The sequence below is a fragment of the Pseudomonas sp. NCHU5216 genome (genome assembly GCF_052156495.1).
Lineage (GTDB): Bacteria > Pseudomonadota > Gammaproteobacteria > Pseudomonadales > Pseudomonadaceae > Aquipseudomonas.
The window spans coordinates 135,750-155,380 of the sequence record NZ_JBQLIX010000007.1; the positions used below are offsets into that span (position 1 = coordinate 135,750).

The 19,631-nt window shown below is 64.7% G+C and carries 21 protein-coding genes and 1 pseudogene; 9 read left to right on the forward strand and 13 right to left on the reverse strand.

Features of this window, described 5'->3' with window-relative positions; genetic code table 11:
- Positions 1-296: 296 nt before the first annotated feature.
- From ACSVIK_RS08050 to fabR, 5 genes are all read right to left on the reverse strand, one after another.
- Positions 297-869 carry a HupE/UreJ family protein gene (locus ACSVIK_RS08050; protein WP_442443824.1) on the reverse strand — a complete coding sequence of 191 codons (573 nt, stop codon included), beginning with the start codon at positions 867-869 and terminating at the stop codon, positions 297-299.
- 69 nt (positions 870-938) lie between these two features.
- Positions 939-1,553 (reverse strand): urease accessory protein UreG, encoded by a 615-nt coding sequence (gene ureG / locus ACSVIK_RS08055; protein WP_442443825.1) that lies wholly within the window; start codon positions 1,551-1,553, stop codon positions 939-941.
- Between the two features lie 15 nt (positions 1,554-1,568).
- Positions 1,569-2,243: an urease accessory protein UreF gene (locus ACSVIK_RS08060; RefSeq protein ID WP_442443826.1), complete on the reverse strand. Its 675-nt coding sequence runs from the start codon at positions 2,241-2,243 to the stop codon at positions 1,569-1,571.
- A gap of 37 nt (positions 2,244-2,280) precedes the next feature.
- Positions 2,281-2,781 (reverse strand): urease accessory protein UreE, encoded by a 501-nt coding sequence (gene ureE / locus ACSVIK_RS08065; RefSeq protein WP_442443827.1) that lies wholly within the window; start codon positions 2,779-2,781, stop codon positions 2,281-2,283.
- Between the two features lie 164 nt (positions 2,782-2,945).
- The gene (gene fabR, locus ACSVIK_RS08070; protein WP_442443828.1) at positions 2,946-3,581 is read right to left on the reverse strand and encodes an HTH-type transcriptional repressor FabR; all 636 of its coding nucleotides are present in this window, start codon (positions 3,579-3,581) and stop codon (positions 2,946-2,948) included.
- Between the two features lie 148 nt (positions 3,582-3,729).
- Here fabR and ACSVIK_RS08075 point away from each other — a divergent pair, with 148 nt between their 5' ends.
- Together ACSVIK_RS08075 and ACSVIK_RS08080 are read left to right on the forward strand one after the other, a co-directional pair.
- On the forward strand, positions 3,730-4,809 hold the full coding sequence (locus ACSVIK_RS08075; protein ID WP_442443829.1) for a flavin reductase family protein: 1,080 nt from the start codon (positions 3,730-3,732) through the stop codon (positions 4,807-4,809).
- On the forward strand, positions 4,767-5,888 hold the full coding sequence (locus ACSVIK_RS08080; protein WP_442443830.1) for a fatty acid desaturase family protein: 1,122 nt from the start codon (positions 4,767-4,769) through the stop codon (positions 5,886-5,888). Before ACSVIK_RS08075 ends, ACSVIK_RS08080 begins: the two co-directional genes overlap by 43 nt.
- Before the next feature lie 898 nt (positions 5,889-6,786).
- Here the strand turns inward: ACSVIK_RS08080 and ACSVIK_RS08085 are convergent.
- On the reverse strand, positions 6,787-7,167 hold the full coding sequence (locus ACSVIK_RS08085; RefSeq protein WP_442443831.1) for a hypothetical protein: 381 nt from the start codon (positions 7,165-7,167) through the stop codon (positions 6,787-6,789).
- Positions 7,168-7,433: 266 nt separating this feature from the next.
- Between ACSVIK_RS08085 and ACSVIK_RS08090 the strand changes: the two genes are divergently transcribed.
- Positions 7,434-8,333: an AEC family transporter gene (locus ACSVIK_RS08090; RefSeq protein WP_442443832.1), complete on the forward strand. Its 900-nt coding sequence runs from the start codon at positions 7,434-7,436 to the stop codon at positions 8,331-8,333.
- A 36-nt stretch (positions 8,334-8,369) separates the two neighbouring features.
- On the opposite strand, the gene ACSVIK_RS08095 is transcribed toward ACSVIK_RS08090, so the two are convergent.
- The 7 genes from ACSVIK_RS08095 to ACSVIK_RS08125 all read right to left on the reverse strand — a co-directional run bounded on the left by ACSVIK_RS08095 (position 8,370) and on the right by ACSVIK_RS08125 (position 14,015).
- The gene (locus ACSVIK_RS08095; RefSeq protein WP_442443833.1) at positions 8,370-8,669 is read right to left on the reverse strand and encodes a putative quinol monooxygenase; all 300 of its coding nucleotides are present in this window, start codon (positions 8,667-8,669) and stop codon (positions 8,370-8,372) included.
- On the reverse strand, positions 8,666-9,352 hold the full coding sequence (locus tag ACSVIK_RS08100) for a type 1 glutamine amidotransferase domain-containing protein (RefSeq protein ID WP_442443834.1): 687 nt from the start codon (positions 9,350-9,352) through the stop codon (positions 8,666-8,668). Before ACSVIK_RS08100 ends, ACSVIK_RS08095 begins: the two co-directional genes overlap by 4 nt.
- A gap of 74 nt (positions 9,353-9,426) precedes the next feature.
- A complete protein-coding gene (locus tag ACSVIK_RS08105; protein ID WP_442443835.1) occupies positions 9,427-9,957 on the reverse strand; it encodes a hypothetical protein in 531 nt (176 codons plus the stop codon).
- Positions 9,958-10,234: 277 nt separating this feature from the next.
- Positions 10,235-11,500 carry an Hsp70 family protein gene (locus tag ACSVIK_RS08110; protein WP_442443836.1) on the reverse strand — a complete coding sequence of 422 codons (1,266 nt, stop codon included), beginning with the start codon at positions 11,498-11,500 and terminating at the stop codon, positions 10,235-10,237.
- Positions 11,501-11,639: 139 nt separating this feature from the next.
- On the reverse strand, positions 11,640-12,614 hold the full coding sequence (locus ACSVIK_RS08115) for a lysylphosphatidylglycerol synthase transmembrane domain-containing protein (RefSeq protein WP_442443837.1): 975 nt from the start codon (positions 12,612-12,614) through the stop codon (positions 11,640-11,642).
- A 225-nt stretch (positions 12,615-12,839) separates the two neighbouring features.
- Positions 12,840-13,277, reverse strand: coding sequence for a YqaA family protein (locus tag ACSVIK_RS08120; RefSeq protein ID WP_442443838.1), 438 nt, complete (start codon positions 13,275-13,277; stop codon positions 12,840-12,842).
- A gap of 18 nt (positions 13,278-13,295) precedes the next feature.
- Complete coding sequence (locus ACSVIK_RS08125; RefSeq protein ID WP_442443839.1) at positions 13,296-14,015, reverse strand: VC0807 family protein; 720 nt, start codon at positions 14,013-14,015, stop codon at positions 13,296-13,298.
- A gap of 1,031 nt (positions 14,016-15,046) precedes the next feature.
- Between ACSVIK_RS08125 and ACSVIK_RS08130 the strand changes: the two genes are divergently transcribed.
- The 6 genes and pseudogenes from ACSVIK_RS08130 (at position 15,047) to ACSVIK_RS08155 (ending at position 19,578) form a co-directional block, all read left to right on the forward strand.
- Positions 15,047-15,811: a substrate-binding periplasmic protein gene (locus tag ACSVIK_RS08130; protein WP_442443840.1), complete on the forward strand. Its 765-nt coding sequence runs from the start codon at positions 15,047-15,049 to the stop codon at positions 15,809-15,811.
- A complete protein-coding gene (locus tag ACSVIK_RS08135; RefSeq protein ID WP_442443841.1) occupies positions 15,804-16,799 on the forward strand; it encodes a type II secretion system F family protein in 996 nt (331 codons plus the stop codon). The genes ACSVIK_RS08130 and ACSVIK_RS08135 overlap by 8 nt, the downstream gene beginning before the upstream one ends.
- Positions 16,800-16,956: 157 nt before the next feature.
- On the forward strand, positions 16,957-17,820 hold the full coding sequence (locus tag ACSVIK_RS08140) for an isocitrate lyase/PEP mutase family protein (RefSeq protein WP_442443879.1): 864 nt from the start codon (positions 16,957-16,959) through the stop codon (positions 17,818-17,820).
- A gap of 85 nt (positions 17,821-17,905) precedes the next feature.
- A complete protein-coding gene (locus ACSVIK_RS08145) occupies positions 17,906-18,172 on the forward strand; it encodes a DksA/TraR family C4-type zinc finger protein (protein WP_268179149.1) in 267 nt (88 codons plus the stop codon).
- An 83-nt stretch (positions 18,173-18,255) separates the two neighbouring features.
- Positions 18,256-18,699 carry a hemerythrin domain-containing protein gene (locus tag ACSVIK_RS08150; protein WP_442443842.1) on the forward strand — a complete coding sequence of 148 codons (444 nt, stop codon included), beginning with the start codon at positions 18,256-18,258 and terminating at the stop codon, positions 18,697-18,699.
- A 165-nt stretch (positions 18,700-18,864) separates the two neighbouring features.
- Positions 18,865-19,578, forward strand: a pseudogene (locus ACSVIK_RS08155) (TSUP family transporter).
- Positions 19,579-19,631 lie beyond the last annotated feature (53 nt).

Consider the following 19,631-nt stretch of genomic DNA (forward strand, 5'->3'; position numbering starts at 1 on the left):
TGCAAGGGTGAGAAACCGGCCACGAAGGACGCCGGCCAGGCCGAAGCCTGCCTCACACGGCCCGCCATAGAAATGCGGTAGACAGGCATAAAAAAAGCGCCTGCTACACAGCTATGGCGCTACCGCGCCTTCGTGGGAGTCGGGTTCTCACACCCGGTCGCGGGATTGACCGCGACAGCCGGACTTTAGCGTTGATAAGACGATGTGGCAAGGCACGGGCGGCAGAGGCAAGTGTGTGGGGGTATTACTCCCACACACTTCACGCGCCCGTCTCCACCGGAAACGGGCGCGGAAGCTCAACTGGCCAGCAGCCAGACCCCGGTCAGTGCCGAGGCGGCGCCGGCGATGCGCACCAGCGGCGCGGCGGCCTGGGGCAGGAAGCGCACCAGGGCGTAGCCGAAGGCATGCAGGGCAGCGGTGGCGATGACGAAGCCGGCGGCATAGCCCAGCGGGCTGGCCAGCTCCGGCAGCTCCAGGCCATGGGCAACGCCGTGGGTGAGGGCGAACAGGGCGGTCAGGGCGATGGACAAGGCCATCGGCAGGCGCGCGGCCACCGCCACCAGCAGACCGAAGGCCAGCACCGAGCCGGCGATGCCGGTTTCCATCAGCGGAATTTGCACCCCGGAGAAGCCCAGCAGGCCGCCGATGAGCATGCTGCCAACGAAGGTCAGCGGCAGTGCCCAGCGCGCCGCGCCGCTCTGCTGCGCGGCCCACAGGCCGACGGCGAGCATCGCCAGCAGGTGATCCAGGCCGAATACCGGGTGGGCCAGGCCCGAGAGTAGCCCCGATTCACCATGGCCGGGGTGGGCGAAGGCCAGCGCCGGGGTGCAGAACAGGGCGATGGCGGAAAGGGTTTTGCGCAGATTCATAAAGGTCTCCTTGACTCAATGGGTAAGGAGAGAGGCGGCCCTCTCTCCCGCGGGCGGGACAGGGGAGGTTCAGGCCGCTGTGAGCATGCCCTGGCGTTCGATGAAGGCGATGATCTCGTCGAGACCCTGGCCGACCTTCTGGTTGCTGAAGACGAAGGGCTTGTCACCGCGCATCTTCAGGGTGTCGCGTTCCATCACTTCCAGCGAGGCGCCGATCATGGGCGCCAGGTCGATCTTGTTGATCACCAGCAGGTCGGACTTGCAGATGCCCGGCCCACCCTTGCGCGGCAGCTTGTCGCCAGCGGCGACGTCGATCACGTAGAGGGTCAGGTCGGAGAGTTCCGGGCTGAAGGTGGCCGAGAGGTTGTCACCACCGGATTCGACGATGATCAGATCCAGGCCGGGGAAGCGACGGTTGAGCTGCTCCACCGCCTCCAGGTTGATCGAGGCGTCCTCGCGGATGGCGGTGTGCGGGCAGCCGCCGGTTTCCACGCCGATGATGCGCTCGGGCTCCAGGGCTTCGTTGCGCACCAGGAACTGGGCGTCTTCCTGGGTGTAGATGTCGTTGGTGACCACGGCGATGTTGTAGCGCTCGCGCAGGGCGCGGCACAGCGCCAGGGTCAGGGCGGTCTTGCCGGAACCGACCGGACCGCCGATGCCGACACGCAGGGGTTGGCTGTTCATTTGCTTTGTTCCTCGTCAGGAGCGGAAGAGACGCGAGTACTGGCGCTCGTGCGCCATGCTCGCCAGGGCCAGGCCGAAAGCGGCACTGCCCCAGTGTTCGGGGGAGAGTTCAGCGGCCTGTTGCTGGGCGGCATCGAGCTGCGGCAGCAGGCGGCTGGTCAGACGTTGGGCGGCCTGTTGGCCCATGGGCAGCACCTTCATCAGCACCGCGAGCTGGTTTTCCAGCCAGCCCCAGAGCCAGGCGGCCAGGGCGTCGTCCGGGCTGATCTGCCAGGCGCGCGCAGCCAATGCCCAGGCCAGGGCCAGGCCAGGTTCATCCTGGCTCGCCAGCAGTTCGCGAGCAGCGCCGTCCAGCTCCGGCAGCCCTTCGAGCAACTGCCTGAGCGAGTAGCCCATCTGCCGGCTTTCCAGTGCCAGTTCGCGGGTTTCGCGGCTGGCGCGGTGCTGTTCGGCGAGCTGTTGCAGTTGGCTCCAGTCACCCTCTGCCGCAGCTCGGCAATGGGCCACCAGCAACGGGGCCTCGAAGCGCGAGAGGTTCAGCGACAACTGGTCGCTCAGCCAGCGCTCGGCGCTTTCGGCATCCTCGATCAGGCCGCTGTCGATGGCCCATTCCAGGCCTTGTGAATAGCTGTAGCCGCCGATGGGAAGCTGCGGGCTGGCCAGGCGCAGCAAGGCCCAGGCCGGTTTCATGCGCCAGCCTCGGTGAATGCAGTCGACATGGCCTTGCTCACTTGCGCACCCCGAACTGGTGCAGGCGTGGGCCGTAGTTGAACTCGGCGTCGCCATGGTGAGAGTGGTGGTGACCACCGCCATAAGCACCTTGCTCGGGCTGGTAGGGCGCTTCGATGGCCTCGACCGTCGCACCGAGCTGTTCGAGCATGGCCTTGAGCACGTAGTCGTCGGGCAGGCGCAGCCAGCCGTCGCCCAGTTGCAGGGCGACATGGCGATTGCCCAGGTGATAGGCGGCGCGCATCAGCTCGAAGGGGCTGGCGCAGGTGACGTGCAGCAAGGGTTCGGCCTTGGCGCGCACGCGCACCACGCGGCCGTCCTGCGCTTGCAGGCAGTCGCCATCGGCCAGGGCCGGCTGGCCACGCTCGAGAAACAGGCCGACCTCTTCGCCGGCACTGGTGAAACAGCGCAGGCGGCTCTTGCTGCGGGCCTCGAAGGTCAGTTCCAGTTCGGCGTCACAGGTGTTCTGTGGCGCGATGCGGCTGTGGATTACCAGCATGTGAGTCGATTCCGGGGCAGTGTGCCCGCAAATAGTGCAAGGGCCTTGCCAATGCGTCTGAGCGCTGCATGCAGGCGCTTGCAGGCGATGCTCACGGAAGCTGTCGGGCTGGATAGGTTTTATTTGGTGCGTGCGCTGGCTGGTTGGCACCTTTTTGGTGCAATTCAGCTATCTGGTTTGCCCAGGCCCAGCCAGTGCTTGCCGCCGATCATGATGAAACGCAACTGCTGGATGACCTTGGCTTCGGCGGTGAGGTGCGCAGGGAGCGTAGCCGCCGGGGGGTCGATCAGTTCGGGCAGGGTGGCGAACACGGTCTTGACCACCAGGTCGGAAATCACCTCCAGCGCGGCCTGATCCAGCTGCGGCATGCGATTCATCAGCTTGAGGTCGGCGGCCAGGTCGCTGGTGATGCGTTCGCGCAGGGCGGCGATGGCCTGGCGCACGGGCTGCGAGCCGCCGTACTGCTCGCGAGCGAGGAAGAGGAACTGGGCGTGGTTGTTGGCCACCTCGGCGAGGAAGATGCGCACCGAGGCGTCGATCATGCCGCGCACCTCGAACTCGTGACGGCGCACCTGGCGAATCGCGGCGCGGAAGGTTTCGCCGACTTCCGCCACCAGGGCCAGGCCCAGTTCGTCCATATCGGCGAAGTGGCGGTAGAACCCGGTGGGCACGATGCCGGCCAGGCGGGTGACCTCACGCAGGCTCAGGCTGCCGAAGCCGCGTCCACTCTCCATCAGGGTGAGGGCCGCGTGCATCAGGGCCTGGCGGGTCTGCTGCTTCTGTTCGGCGCGTGGTGTCATGCGATTGGGATCAGTGAGCGATGCCGCACTCTAGCAAATGCGGTTGGGCAGCGTCGAACCATACGGGGCACTTCAGTGAACGACTGTTGACTCATTTCGAGTTGGCTGCCAGCATTGTGAACAGTCGTACACTGAAAGGAGTCGCTGCATGCCCATCCTCTCGCTTTCCCTGGCCCGGCACCTGGTGCCAGCTCTGCAGCCGTTACGTGCGCTGTGCCGTCACGGCTGGCTGCGCGAGGCCGATGTCGACCTGTTGCTGCGCTTGCTGCATCCCGCGTTGCGGGTACAGCGGGTATTCGCCCAGGTCGAGGCGCGCCGTTGGGTGGCCGAGGACATGCTGGCGCTGACCCTGCGCTGCAATGGCAATGAGCGCGGCTGGCGTGCTGGTCAGCATGTGCAGCTCTTTCTGCAGCAGGAGGGTGTGCGTCATGGCCGCAGCTACAGCCTGACGACGGTCAGTGCCGATGGCCGTGTCGAGCTGGCGATCAAGCGCCAGCCGGGGGGGCGCCTGTCCAATGCCTTGCTCGATCATCTTGAGGTAGGGCAGCTACTGGAGCTGGCGCCTGCCTTCGGCCAATTGCACTGGCCGGATGACGGTCGCCCGGTCGTGCTGGCCGCCGCTGGCAGTGGCATCACGCCCCTGCTGGGTTTGCTGCGCGACGCCCTGGCGCGCGGTTTCGCGGCGCCGGTGACCTTGCTGCATCAGGTGCGCCGGTCGGGCCAGCGTGCCTTCGTCGAGGAACTGCAGGCACTGGCCGAGCGGCATCGTAATCTGCACCTGCGTTGGGTGATCAGTGGTGAACCGGGTGGGCGCATCAGCCGCGAGCAACTGGATGAATTGCCGGGCGAACACCTGATCGCCTGTGGCCCGCGTGGTTTCGTCGAGCAGGTGCAGGGCTGGTGGGCGCGCAACGGCACCCTGCAGGTGGAAAGCTTCAGCCCACCCGAACCGCTTACCCTGGATGAGCGACGCGAGGTACGCCTGCGCTTCGCCCGCAGCGGCCAGCAGGTATTGGCCAACAATCAGAGCAGCCTGCTGGAACAGGCCGAAGCCAGCGGTTTGCGCCCAGCTCACGGCTGTCGCCAGGGCATTTGTGCCAGTTGCACCTGCACCCTGCTCAGTGGTGCTGTGCGGGATCTGCGCAGTGGCGCACTGTTCGCCGAACCCAACCAGCCCATTCGTCTGTGTGTCAGTGCCCCGCATGGGGATGTGGAGATCGATCTGTGAGTGCCCGTCTTGACCGCGAACTGAGCCCCGCCGAACTGGAGGCCTTCGGCGCCGAGCTGGACGCCTTGCGCCAGCGCACCCTGGCCGACCTGGGCGAGGCCGATGCGCGTTACATCCGCCGTGTGCGTGGTGCCGTGCGCCTGTGCTGCTGGAGCGGCCGGGTGTTGCTGATGCTGGGCTGGTTCCCGCCAACCTGGCTGCTCGGCACCTTGCTGCTGGGCCTGGGCAAGATCCTCGAGAACATGGAATTGGGCCATAACGTCATGCATGGCCAGTACGACTGGATGAACGACCCGGAATTCGCCGGGCGCCAGTACGAGTGGGACATCGTCGGCCCCGCCGATTTCTGGCGGCACACGCACAACCATGTGCACCACACCTACACCAACGTGCTGGGTATGGATGACGACGTCGGCTATGGCGTGGTGCGGCTGTTCCCCGAACAGCGCTGGAAGCCCTTCTACCGCTGGCAGCCCTTGTGGGTGACGATCCAGGCGCTGCTGTTCCAGTACGCCGTGGCCATCCAGCACCTGCGTCTGGACAAGCTGGTCAAGGGGCGCATCAGCAAGGACGAGGTGCGTCCGCTGGCCCGTCAGTTCGGCGTCAAGCTGGCGCGGCAGTGGGGCAAGGATTATCTGTTCTTCCCCTTGCTGGCGCTGCTGCTCGGCGCCAATGCGCTGGCCGTGCTGGTGGGCAATCTGCTGGCCAACCTGCTGCGTAACCTGTGGACCTTTCTGGTGATTTTCTGTGGTCACTTCACCGAAAAGGCGGCGGTATTCGCGCCCGAAGTGCTGGAAGGTGAGACGCGTGGTCACTGGTATCTGCGCCAGTTGCGCGGCTCGAGCAACCTGTCCGGTGGGCCGTTGCTGCATATCCTCACTGGCAATCTCAGTCACCAGATCGAGCATCACCTGTTCCCCGATCTGCCGGCGCGGCGGTATGCCGAACTGGCGCGCGAGGTACGGCGCATCGCCGAGCGTTATGGGCAGCATTACAACTGTGGAACCTTGTGGGGGCAGTTTCGCACGGTGTTGCGGCGTATCTGGATCTATCGGCTGCCGCCGGCTGTTATGAGTTGAGGTGAGGGGTTCGGAGCGTGGAGTGGTGGTTCTGATACTGGACTGGCAATGCGGTGTTGGTTGTTCTTGTGCCTGTTCCGGGTTGCCGCGTTTTTGTTGATGTTTTTGGTTTCGCCCTCCCGGGCGAGTCACTTTGCGGGCAAAGTAACCAAAACCTTCCGCCCGATCATCCGGCCCTGGCTGCGCCAGGGTTCGTTCGCTCCATCGCCGCTCCAGAGGCCCGCCACGGTGGGCCATCCCTGGCCCATCGTGTCTCTCGCGACATCCATGTCGCTCAACCTCTTCCACGACGATTCCGCTCACCCTCCTGGGCGGGCTCTGCATGCGCCTGAACCTGCGGTAACCCAGAAATAGTGCGGAGTGTTTGAACATGGGGCAGCCTTAGGGCTGACCAGAATGCCGGCTGCAAGCCGGCAAGCTATCCAGGCGAATGAAACTGCGCGAATGAAACTTTTGGTTTAACTCGACGACCCATCGCGACTTCACGACTACCAGAACACTGCGTGCAACACCTGGTATGCCTGTTCGTTCAGGCGCGCGAATGGCCCCTTCAGGAGGGTGAGCGGAATCGTTGCGCAGAGGGGCGAGCCGCATGGACGCGGCGAGAGGCTTAAAGGGCCAGGGACGGCCCTTGTAAGCCGACCCTCGGAGCAGCGATGGAGCGAACGAACCCCGGCGTAGCCGGGGCCGGATGTCGGGGCCAAGCCTTTTTGCTTTCTTTTGTGGCGTTTGACAAAAGAAAGTCGCCGGGGGCGAAACGGGAGATATCAGCAGAACGCCGATAAGCAGCTCGAGCACCGAAAATCTGACAGTCTCAAACCAACCGACCCCGTATCAAATCCGAATAACCAAAGAAAAGCCCGGCGTGCGCCGGGCTTGGGGGTATCGCTGAGTTGCTTCAGACGTGCTGCGCACCAGGGGTACGCTCATAGCCGTCTTCGGCAAGCTGAACGTGCTGCGCACCAGGGGTACGCTCATAGCCGTCTTCGGCAAGCTGAACGTGCTGAGCACCAGGGGTACGCTCATAGCCGTCTTCGGCAAGCTGCACATGCTGCGCACCAGGGGTGCGCTCATAGCCATCTTCTGCCAGCTTGAAGCGCTGTTGGCCGGGCGTGCGCTCGGAGCCGTTCTCGGCCAGCGGGGTGAGGGGTTGATCTTGCTGGATCTGGCTGTCCTGATGCTCACCCACCAGCGGGAAGGGCGCATTGTTCGGCAGGGCGAAAGCAGTGGAAGTCAGCAGGGTCAGAGCCAGGGCGGTCAGGGTCAGTTGAGTTTTCATGTCCGTGCCTCCGTTGGGCGTGTTTCGTGTCTACGGAAGCAATTGTCCTAGCTCACCACTCGGATAAGAACTTGACTGACCTGATAGTGAACATCGATAGCCGCAATACTTGCTTGGAGCCCTCTATCTCGAGCCTTTCAGAGCGGCGTCGAGCGGTTTGGGCGATGCGCTCGACATCGCAAACGCAAGATCCGCAGCGTATGCTGTGCGGCCTTTTGGGTCGCTTGCGATCCATTTTCCTGCAATGAGCTGAGGCTGCTCCATCGATGCTTGCGGTACAGGCAATCCTGCCGATCTTCGCCCTGATCGTGCTCGGCTACGTGCTGGGCTGGCGCCAGTGGCTCACTGCCGAGTCGGCCGCCGGGTTGGCCAATATCACCTTCAAGCTGTTCATGCCCACGCTGCTGTTCACCGGCATCGCCAAGGCGCATCTGGCCGAAGGCCTGTCGCCGATGTTGCTGCTGGGTTACTACCTGCCGGTGCTGCTGGTGTTCGTGCTGGTCAACGCTGTCGCCCATTGGCGGCGCGGTAGGGCCTCGCCGCTGGGGCTGGTGGCTGCATTCTCCAATAACGTGCTGGTGGGCATTCCGCTGGTCACCAGCCTGATGGGCGCAGCCGGGCTGGTGTACGTGTTCGCCATTCTGGTGTTCCACAGCCTGACGCTGTTTTCCCTGCAAAGCTTCTATGCCGCGTTCGGCAGCCAGGAGCGCGTCGACGCTCGTGCTCTGCTGAAAAACCTGGCCAACCCGATGATCATCGGTCTGCTGCTGGGCGCCTTGCTCAATCTTTCCGGGCTGGTGGTGCCCGATAGCCTGTGGCGCGCGGTGACCTGGCTGGGCCAGGCCGCCCTGCCTTGCGCACTGATCGTGTTGGGTGCCAGCTTGTCGCGCTATCGCTTGCGCCCGACCGCCGAAGCCTGGAGCGTGGCGCTGGTCAAGCTGCTGCTGTTCCCGGCGCTGGTGTGGACATTGAGTGGCCTGCTGCCTGGTCTCAACGATGCGGCGCGGACGGTGATGGTGTTGCTGGCGGCCTGCCCGAGCGGGGTCAACGTGATGGCGTTTTCCCGCACGGCCGAGGACAACCGCAGCGTCAGCGCAGCGATCTCGCTATCGACGCTGCTGGCGGCAGTCAGCCTGCCGGCCTGGATGATGCTGATGGGCTTCTGAGCCGACGGGCGCCATCCTAGGCGCCCGCAGGTCGGATCAGGGCGCCAGATCCAGCGGCAGGCTGACCTTCACCTCGGGCGGGCTGGCCAACCAGGCGGCGGTGCGCTGGCGGTAGTCGGCGTAATGCGCACTTTGCCGGTGCGCCTCCACCGCCTCGCGATCGACGTACAGCTCGTAGAGATCGAAGGTGCCGGGCGCGCCGTCGCGCTCGAACAGGTCGTAGCGCAGGTTGCCAGGCTCACTGCGGCTGGCACTGACCATCTGCTGTAACGCCTGCAGCACCGCGTCGCGGTGCTCGGGCCTGGCATCAATGCTGGCGAAGATGGCGATGCTCATGCGCGCGCCTCGAGCAGGCCGAGCAGGGCTTCGGCACTGGCCTCGGAGGAGGCCGGGTTCTGCCCGGTGACCAGCAGGCCATCGACCTCGACGTGGCTCTGCCAGTCATCGCCGCGGGCATATTGGCCGCCGTTGGCCTTGAGCATGTCCTCGACCAGGAAGGGCACCACCTGGGTCAGTTGCACCGCTTCCTCTTCGCTGTTGCTGAAACCGGTGACGCGCTTGCCGGCCACCAGCGGCTTGCCGTCACTGCCCTTGACGTGGCGCAGCACGCCCGGCGCGTGGCAGACCGCACCGACCGGCTTGCCCAGAGCCTGGAAACGCTCGATCAGGGCGATGGAGTCGGCGCTTTCGGCCAGATCCCACAGCGGGCCATGGCCGCCGGGGTAGAACAGCGCATCGAAGTCCTCGGCGCGCACCTGAGCCAGCGGCAGGGTGTTGGCCAGTTCGCGCTGGGCTTCGGCATCGCCGGCGAAGCGGCGGGTGGCGTCGGTCTGCGCGCTCTCGTCATCGCTCTTCGGGTCGATGGGCGGTTGGCCACCCTTGGGCGAGGCCAGGGTCAACTGGGCGCCGGCATCCTTGAAGCTGTAGTAGGGCGCGGCGAACTCTTCCAGCCAGAAGCCGGTCTTGTGGCCGGTGTCGCCGAGGCGGTCGTGGGAAGTCAGTACCAGCAGAATCTTCATGAGGATTTCCTTGCGGTTTGGGCTGATCGAGTAGCTTTAGTGACTGCGACCATGAGCGGGTGTTCCCTCAGGGCTCAGGCATCCGCTTGCGCTTGCGCTGCTTCTAGCGCCGGTGCGGCGTAGATGCCCACCTCCACCGCCAGTTCCAGCACCCGTGGTAGGTCGTTGGCGTACACCAGCACGGCTTGCAGTTCGTCATCCAGTGGCTCGCTGAAATCCACCAGCACGTAGCCGCCGGTTTCCGGCGACAGCGCCGAGAGCTGCACCTGAATGCGGTTGAGCGCTTTCAGCGGTTCGGTCTTTACCAGTTGCTTGGGCTTGAGCACGAACTGCACCTGCGGGCCGAAGGATTCGGTGATGCGTTGGAACAGTTCCTCGTAGCTGTCGGCCTGGAACAGCACGGTGTCCGGCAGGCTGCCGACCACCACCCACTCGCCCAGCGGGATGGGGAATTCGTCGTCGTAGTTGACGTCCGGGTTAGCAGCGAGGAAGGCAGCCGGGTCGGCATAGGCCTGCGCCGCTTCGTCGGCGATGCGGGCGATCTCGTCCTCGGGCAGGCAGCCGGAGCTTATCTTGGCGATCAGTTCTTCCAGCTGGGCTTTCATCAGGCTATTCCTCGGGTATGGAAGGGGGCGGCAAGAATATCATCGCCTGGGTAGGGTGCGCCGTGCGCACCAGGGCATCGGTAATCGGTGCGCACAGCGCACCCTACGACCTATTCCTCGGTTGTTAAGTTGGGGGCAAAGCAACAGGCATGAATGAATACGATCTCGCGAGCTAGAGCCCTGCAAGGGGAAAGTAAGCGAGGAAGCGGAGTGTACTTAAGTACATGAGCATTCCGAGCTTACTTTCAACGCCTCAGGGCCGACGCGCAGCAGATCGTCACCCGTAGCGCTTCTTGGCTTCGATGGCCAGGCCACTGCCAATACTGCCGAAGGTGTTGCCCTCCACGCTGCGCGCCTTGGGCAGCATGGCCGCCACGCTCTGGCGCAGGGCCGGCACGCCGCTGGAACCGCCGGTGAAGAACAGCGTGTCGACCTGCTCGGCGGCGATGCCAGCGTCGTTCAGCAACTGCGTGAGGCTGGCGCGGATGCGTTCGAGCAGCGGCTCGATGGCCTCCTCGAACAGCGGTCGGGTCAGTTCGGCGACCAGGCCCGGCTCGATGCGCGACAGGTCGATGGGGCGGGCGTCCTGTTCGCTCAGGGCGATCTTGCTGTCTTCCACCTGCATCGCCAGCCAGTGCCCGGCGCGTTGTTCGATCAGACCGAACAGGCGGTCGATGCCGGTGGCGTCGACGATGTCGTAACGCATGTTCTGCAGCGCAAGCTGGGTCTTCTGTGCGTACAGGGCGTTGATGGTGTGCCAGGTGGCCAGGTTGAGGTGGTAGCTGGTGGGCATGAAGGCGTCGCTCTTCATCCGGCTGCCGTAGCCGAACAGCGGCATCACCCCGGCCAGCGACAGTTGCTTGTCGAAGTCAGTACCGCCGATGTGCACGCCGCCGGTGGCGAGGATGTCGCCCTGTCGCTCGGCCAGGTGGTGGCGCTGCGGCGCCAGGCGCACCAGGGAGAAGTCCGAAGTACCGCCGCCGATGTCGACGATCAGCACCAGCTCCTCGCGCTGCAGGCTCGACTCGTAGTCGAAGGCGGCGGCGATGGGCTCGTACTGGAAGGACACATCCTTGAAGCCGAGCTTGTGCGCCACGGCTACCAATGTGTTCTGCGCCTCCTGGTCGGCGGCCGGGTCGTCGTCGACGAAGAACACCGGGCGGCCCAGCACCACCTCCTCGAAGTCGCGTTCGGCCTGGGCTTCGGCGCGTTTTTTCAGTTCGCCGATGAAGAAGCCGAGCAAATCCTTGAACGGCAGAGCGCTGCCCAGCACCGTGGTTTCGCTCTTCAGCAGCTTGGAGCCGAGCAGGCTTTTCAGCGAGCGCATCAGGCGCCCTTCGTAGCCTTCCAGGTATTCGTGCAGGGCCAGGCGGCCGTAGACCGGGCGGCGCTCCTCTGTGTTGAAGAAGATCACCGAGGGCAGGGTGATCTTGCCGTCTTCCAGCGGCAGCAGGCTGTCCTGGCCGGGGCGATACCAGCCGACGGTGGAGTTGGAGGTGCCGAAGTCGATGCCGCAGGCGCGGGCGGGAGTAGAGAAGGACATGGTGCAGACCGCCAGAAAGATTGCCGGGATGAATGACGACGTCGCACGGCGACGACCCGGAGGGTGGCTGCCAACGAGGGCAGGCCACGAAAACGGCCGCGCATTCTATGTCAGCGCTGCCGTCATCGCGAGTCGTGATTCAGGAGGGCAGATTGGCGCTGCTTTGCCGTGCCTTCCACTGGCTCCACTCGAAGCCCAGTACCACCAGCAGCGACAGGGCGAACGGCAACAGCAGGTAGAACACGCGGAACACGATCAACGCCGCCAGCACGTCGGCGGCAGGGACTTCCGGCATGGCGGCGAGGAAGGTCACTTCCAGCACACCCAGACCGCCGGGGGCGTGGGACAGCAACGCCAGCGAGAAGGAGGCAAGGAACACGCCCAGCACCACCAGATAGCCAGGGTGGTTGTCGGCGGGCAGGGCGAAGTAGATGATCGCCGCCGCGCACAGCAGTTCCAGCGGGCCGGCCAGCAACTGACGGCCGACGATGCGCAGGCGCGGGTACTCGACATGCAGCTTACCCAGTGTCCAGGGCTTGAACTGGAGCCAGGAGCCCAGCACGTAGAGACCGACCAGCGTCAGCAGGACACTGCCGATGACCACCGATACCAGCGGCGTGACGTTGGCGACGCGGTGCACCAGATCCGGCTGGGCGATCAGCACGCAGCCGCTGGCCAGCAAGGTGCCGATGGCGAAGGTGAAGGAGCAGAAGACGATGAGGATGCCGATTTCCTGCGGCGTCAGGCCCTTGCTGCGGTAGGCGCGGTAACGCACCACCGCGCCGGAGAACACCGAGGCGCCGATGTTGTGCGCCAGCGCATAGGTGGTGAAGGAGCACAGGGTGATGAAGCGCCAGGGGATCCGCTTGCCCAGGTGGGCCACGGCGATGCGGTCGTACCAGGCCAGCGCCCAGTAAGCACCCAGGGTGGCGGCACCGGCCAGCAGCCAGTTCATGTGCGAGATGGCTTCGAGGCTGCCTTTGATCTCGCTGATGGAGATGTTGCGCAGTTCACGGTAGAGCAGGAAGCCGGACAGCACCACAGCGCCAAGACCGATCAGCGTCCAGATCAGATCGCTGCGTTTCAGTTTGGGTTTGGCTTCAACAACGGACACTACAAATCCTCGATCGAGAGGCCCCGAGGCTTATGACGGGGCCTTGAGCCTTGGCCGGGCTCGATGATGGCGGGCCTTGTGGGCCGATCTTGCGGCGCCCGCGAATGGAGTCTGGCTGCATGGCGCGGTGCGCAGTATCACGGAGCCGCGTCCGTTGCTCAACTGCAATACGCGTCATCGGCGTAACCCCGTATGTCCATGCGGCCTGTGTGGACACCAGACAGCTTACAACCAGGCCAGGGTGAGTGCGGCCAACACGGCATAACGCGCGCTCTTGGCCAGGCTCACCAGCAGCAGGAAACGCCACAGTGGCTCGCGCATAACGCCGGCCACCAGTGTCAGTGGATCGCCGATCAGCGGCATCCAGCTCAATAAAAGCGACCAGCGGCCGTACTTCGCATACCAGCCCTGAGCCTGTGCCAGGCGGGTGTCATTGACCGGGAACCAGCGTCGCCCCCGGTAATGTTCCAGCGAGCGGCCCAGCAGCCAGTTGACCCAGGAGCCCAGCACATTGCCGAGGCTGGCCACCGCCAGCAGCGCCCAGGTGGCGTGAGCGCCGCCGAGCAGCAGGGCCACCAGCACCGTCTCGGATTGCAAGGGCAGCAGGGTGGCGGCGCCGAATGCCGAGAGAAACAGCCCCAGGTAGGCCGAGGTGAACAGCATGAGCCGTGGCTCAGCGGTTCAGGACTGGCGCTCCTGATTGGCCATGATCTCTTCCAGGCTCAGCCCGGTGAGGCCATGAATGGTCTTCCACAGATAATAGAAGATGGCCATGAGCATGATCATCGAGGGAATGGCGATCATCGGGTAGCTGAGCAGGGTCATGCGCCCCAACTCATCGTTGAACGCTTCGGTGCCTGACGGGCTGACCACTATCCACTTGGCCAGCACGTAGTTCATGAACGAGGAGAAGAAGAAGGTGCCGCTGAGCCAGTAGGTGGCGCGCAGCAGGCGCGTCTCGAAGTGCTCGACATGGCCGCCTTGCTCCAGGCGTTCGTGGATCTTGTCGACGTTGAGCACCGTCTTGTTGAACAGCAGCGTGCGGATCAGCGGGTAGCGTGTGCGTGTCGATACCAGCACGGCGACGCCGATGATGCCCGGGATGGTCGCCTCCTTGACCGCCAGCCACTGGGTGCTGAGATGCAGCAGGCCGATGCCGCCGGTCAGCGCCACGCTGATCAGGCCGAGCAGGGCGATGAAGTTGAACTTGCGGTACTTGATCAGCTCGAAGGCCCCCCAGCCCAATGGGAAGGCCAGGGCCAGAAGCAAGGCTCCATCGGGCCCCAGACGATGTTCACCGCTGAGTTTCATCAGGATGAACGAGGGGATCAGGATGCTGATGACCAGGTCGATCAACGGGCGCGGCTTGTGGGTCGGGGTCGAGCTGTCTGTGGTGGTCATGGCGAACGAAAGACTAAAAGGGGCACTGATCATCGCCCGAGCGGGCGCATAGGGCCAGCCCGGCCGTCGTCGCGAGTGTGAAAAAATGTGCGCACCGACAGTTTAGGGACAGTTATCAGGTCGTTGAAAACATGGGGGATGCGGCCAGTGCCATAACGATGGCGACCCCGCAAGAACAGCACCGGGCCCGCATTCGAGCGATTTTTGAGGTTTAGGGGAAGGCCTGGTTGATACCCCGGATTGGCAAGGTTGTGTGTGGGTTGTTCTTGTGTCTGTTCCGGATTGCCGCGTTTTTGCTGATGTTTTTGGTTTCGCCCTCCCGGGCGAGTCACTTTTGTGGGGCAAAAGTAACCAAAACCCTCCGCCCGATCATCCGGCCCTCGCTGCGCGAGGGTTCGCTCACTCCATCGCCGTTCCAGAGGCCCGCCGCGGTGGGCCATCCCTGGCCCATCGCGGCTTTCGCGACATCCATGTCGCTCAACCTCTTCCACGACGACTCCGTTCGCCCTCCTGGGCGGGCTCTGCACGCGCCTGAACCTGCGGTTACTCCATGGGACTCTCACGCGCTTAATGGGGGCAGCCGTAGGGCGGACTCAGGAGCCTAAGCGAACAGTCCGCCGGGCCATGCCGAGCTCGACACCACGGCTCACGCCCAATACTCCCACCAACGGCGTACTGCTACGCGAGTACGCCCTACACGACTGCACGTTCAGGCGGCAATCCGAGTTCAGAGAAAAGAAAGTGAGTCGCCCGAGGAGGCGAAACAGGCACTTTCTGTAAACACCGCAGCAGCGTCCAGAACACCAATGCAAACCAACACACAAACTTGCCAGTCCGGCTTCCCCGAGCCCGCGAAGACTCGCTTCCAAGGCAGCAACGCGGCTCGCGCCGAAACGGTAACAGACCCTAGGGCCTGTAATGGGCAGCGCAACTACAGACCATAAGGTCTGGCTCGGCGGGATGACGCTTGCAGCGCAGCGGCCTATCATCCAGTGTGTTGTCGAGCATCGCTCAGGTCAGTGACACCTTCTATGTTCAAATCCGTCGTATGTGCCGTCCTCCTCTGCTGCTGCAGTGCCGCGAGCGCTGCTGCCGAATTGCATCTGTACACCGAAGACAATCGCCCTTACAGCTTCCTCGAGGCGGGCAAGCCCGATGGCATGGCCGTGCAGGTGGTCGAGGAGCTGGTGCGCCGCAGCGGCCAGCCTGCGCAGATCGAGCTGGTGCCCTGGACGCGTGGTTACCACCAGGTGCAGCGTGAGGCCGATGCGGCCTTGTTCCCGGTGGTGCGTACGCCGGAGCGCGAGGCGCTGTTCCAGTGGGTCGGGCCAATCGCCGTGGGACGTACCGGTTTCTACAGCCGACGCGAGGACAACATCCGCGTGCATGACCTCGACGATGTGCGCCGCCTCGGCACGCTGGCGGTGCCCAAGCAGTGGTACATCCACGAGCATTTGCTGATGCTGGGCATGGACAACCTGCACGGGGTGGCCAGGCCGGCCGACATGGTGCGCCTGTTCCACCATGGTCGGGTGAAACTGCTCGTGGCCAATGACCTGAGCCTGGAAACCCTGCTGGCCGGGGAGGGCATGAGCGTCGATCAGGTGCAGTGGCAGTTCGACCTGATGCCCAATGCCTCCTATATCGCGTTCTCCAAGTCCGCTCCGGCGGAGCGGGTAGCGCGCTGGCGACAACTGCTCAGCGGCATGCGTGCCGATGGCAGCCTCGAGCATCTCTATCGGCAGTGGTTCCCTCAGGCCAGCGAAGCGCACGTCGCCGAGTTGCTGCATGAGTGAGCGGGCCTTGCCCTTGCAGGCGCGCGCCCGACTGTTCGCCCATCTGGCCGCCATGGAGCGTGCCGGTGTACCGCTGGATCGGGCCCTGGCCAGCCTGGCGCTGGGGGCGCGGCAGGCACGGGCACTGCAGCGCCTGCGTCAGCTCGTCGGCGGCGGGCGTGACCTGGCGGTATCCGGCCAGTTGAGTGGCGTGTTCACGCCGCTGGAGGCCAGCCTGCTGCGGGCTGCGCAGCAGGCCGGCAGTCTGGCGCAAATGCACGAGCGACTGGCTCAGCGTTATGCCGAGCAGGTGCAGCAACTCGCTGCCCTGCGTGCGCGTCTGTGGCTGCCGGCAGGTGTACTGGTGCTGGCGCTGATCGTCCATCCCCTGCCGGCTCTGGTAGGCGGTTCGCTGAGCCTGAGCGGCTACCTGGCGCGTGCGTTGTTGCCGCTGCTGACGCTGTTCGGCCTGTACCACCTGGTATCTGTATTGTGGCGGCGTTGGCAGCAGCGGCGCAGTGTGCCGCCGGGCCGGCTGGATGATCTTCTGCTGGCGCTGCCCCTGCTCGGTACGCTGCAGTGCAAGGCCGACCTGCGTGACTTCTGCGATGCCCTGGGCCTGCAGCTCGAGGCCGGTATCGCCGTGCTCGATGCCTTGCCGCGAGCCTGTGGCGCCATGCGCAATGCCCGTCTGCGGCGGGATTTCGCCACTCTGGCACCGCGCATCCAGGCCGGGCAGTCCCTGACGCAGGCCTTCGTCGCCCTGGCCTTGCCGGGGCATGGCATGCTCACGGCCATACTCAACACGGGCGAAGCGACCGGCCGGCCGGGTGAGGCACTGCTGCGTTTTGCCCAGCTACAGGCGCAGCAGCTCGCTGCGCGGCAGCAATGGCTGGCCGTCTGGCTGCCACGGCTGTTCTACCTGGCCGTCGCCGGCGGCATGGCCTATGCCCTGATCGACAGCGGCGCTTTTATCCCCCGGCTGCCGGCGGAGCTGGCTGGCCGGTAAATTGCTGGCAAGACGCCTGGGAAACATCGCTGGTGTGACTGAAAAGGTGCGACGAAAGCCTGGCGCAAGTGCCTTGCGCTAGCATTGGTCACGTCTACGCGATTACTAAAAAGAGAAAAAGCGATTCAACCACTTTGGAATACGCCCCATGCCCATCTTGCAACGTGCATCCCATCATGAGCTGCGCAGTGCCTTTCGTGCCCTGCTGGCTTCCGAGCGCTGCTACCACACCGCTTCGGTCTTCGACCCCATGTCCGCCCGTATCGCCGCCGATCTCGACTTCGAGGTCGGCATTCTCGGTGGCTCCGTCGCCTCCCTGCAGGTGCTCGGCGCGCCGGACTTCGCCTTGATCACCCTCAGCGAGTTCGTCGAGCAGGCCGCGCGCATCGGCCGCGTGGCACGCCTGCCGGTGATCGCCGACGCCGACCACGGTTATGGCAATGCGCTCAACGTGATGCGCACCGTGGTCGAACTGGAGCGCGCCGGCATCGCCGCGCTGACCATCGAAGACACCCTGCTGCCGGCCCAGTTCGGCCGCAAATCCACCGACCTGATCTCGGTGGAGGAAGGCGTGGGCAAGATCCTCGCGGCCCTGGAGGCGCGCGTCGACCCGGATCTGGCCATCATCGCCCGTACCCACGCCGGCGTGTTGGAGGTGGACGAAGTGATCCACCGCACCCGCGCCTACGAGGCCGCTGGTGCCGATGGCATCTGCCTGGTGGGAGTGAAGGATTTCGCTCATCTGGAGCAGATCGCCGAAGGCCTCAAGGTGCCGCTGATGCTGGTCACCTACGGCAACCCGGAACTGCGCGACAACCAGCGCTTGGCACGTTTGGGCGTGCGCATCGTGGTCAACGGCCACGCCGCCTACTTCGCCGCGATCAAGGCTACCTACGACTGCCTGCGCGAGCAGCGCGGCGCCCAGCCCTGCGATCTCAATGCCACCGAGCTGACGCACAAGTACACCATGCCCGAGGATTACATCCTCTGGGCCAAGGAGTTCATGGAAGTGCGCGAATAAGCGCAGAGGCGCCTGCACGAACGGCACTTGCACTTCGCCGACATTGGGCGCATATCATGGCCCATGCAGGCGAGGAGGCCGGAACATGGCAGGCGGTTGGGCAAGTGACAGCGCGGTGCAGGAACAGATCGACAGCAGCATCGAGGACGCCGTCGCGCGTGCCCGTAGCCAGTTGCCGAAAGGCGAGAGCCTGCACCGCTGCGAGGAATGCGACGCGGTGATTCCCGAGGCGCGCCGCCAGGCGATTCCCGGCGTGCGCCTGTGCGTCAATTGCCAGGCCGAGGTCGACAAACAACAAGCCGCCAGCAGCGGCTACAACCGCCGCGGCAGCAAGGACAGCCAGTTGCGCTGAGCAAGCGATACGGCACCTATCGGGGAAATGATGGTCTAGTGCTACTACGACCGTGACCTAGAAACCGATAATGAGGTGCCTGCATGACGATTTTCGAAGCCCTGCGTATCAGCCATGACATCCAGCGCAAGCTGGCGCAGAAACTGGTCGCTACCCAGGGCGATACCCCTGAACGCCATGCCTTGTTCGCTCAGCTCAAGCAGGAGCTGGCCGTGCACTCGGTGGCCGAGGAGCGGCATTTCTACATTCCCCTGATGCAGCAGGAAGCGGGCGTCGATCTGTCGCGCCACGCCATTGCCGAGCATCACCAGATGGACGAAATGATCGAGGATCTCGAGGAAACCGACCCCAGCAGCCCCAGCTGGTTGGCGCAGGCCAAGGCCCTGGCGCATAAGGTCGAGCATCACCTCGAGGAAGAGGAACAGCGCTTTTTCCAGATGGCCGGCAAGCTGCTGGGTGACAAGGAGAAGGAGCAACTGGCCGGTGACTACCTCAGCGCCTACGACGAGCTGAAGCAGGCGTCCTGATGGCTTGCGGCAGGCCGGGCGCAAGGCCTGGTCTGCCTGTCTGGCTAGGGCCGTTTTGACCTGAGCCTCGCGACGCCACGGTGGCCAGTCGTGGCGTTGCATCTGGCTCTGCCTGATGGCATCTGACTGAGTCAGAGTTGGGCCTTCGAGACTCTCGGAGCCCTCATGTTTCCCTTCATTGCTTTCGCTGCCGGCCTGGTACGGGGCTATAGCGGCTTCGGTTTCGCCATGCTGATGGCACTCGGCTTGATGCTGCAGTTGCCGCCCGCCGAGGCGGTGCCGGTGGCGCTGATCCTCGACGTGCTCTGCAGCGTGACGCTGTGGCCGGCGGCCTTGCGCGCGGTGCATGCAAGGGTGCTGGCGCGTCTGCTACTCGGCCTGCTACTGGCGGTGCCGCTGGGCGCCTGGCTGCTGTTGTGGCTGCCTGCGCGCGTGATGGCGCCGCTGGTGGCGCTGCTCTGCCTGTGCGGTGGGCTGTTGGTGCTGTGGTGACCGAGTGTCGCCCGACCGTTGCGCATGCGTATGGCCTGGGTTGCAGGGCTGGCTTCGGGGCTGGCGACCACCATGGCCTCGGCGGGCGGCCCGCCGCTGATGATCTACCTGCTGCGCAGTGGTCTGGACGCGCGCCAGTTGCGTGGCACGGCGGTGCTGTTCTTCCTGGCCAGCAGTTTCTTTGCGCTGATCGGGCTGGGTGTCGCGGGTGTGCTGACTGGCGCGCAGTGGCGTCTGGCCCTGGAGCTGGCGCTGCCAGCGCTGGCCGGCAACCTGCTTGGGCAGTGGCTGCACCCGCGCTGGCAGCCTTTGCCATTGCGCGTGCTGGTTGGCGGTTTGCTGGTGCTGCTGTCGGTGGGCAGTCTGCTACGGGCCTTGTGGCCGTAGGGTGCGCTGCGTGCACTGGGAGCCTGCTTGGTAGCGGTGCGCATGGCGCACCC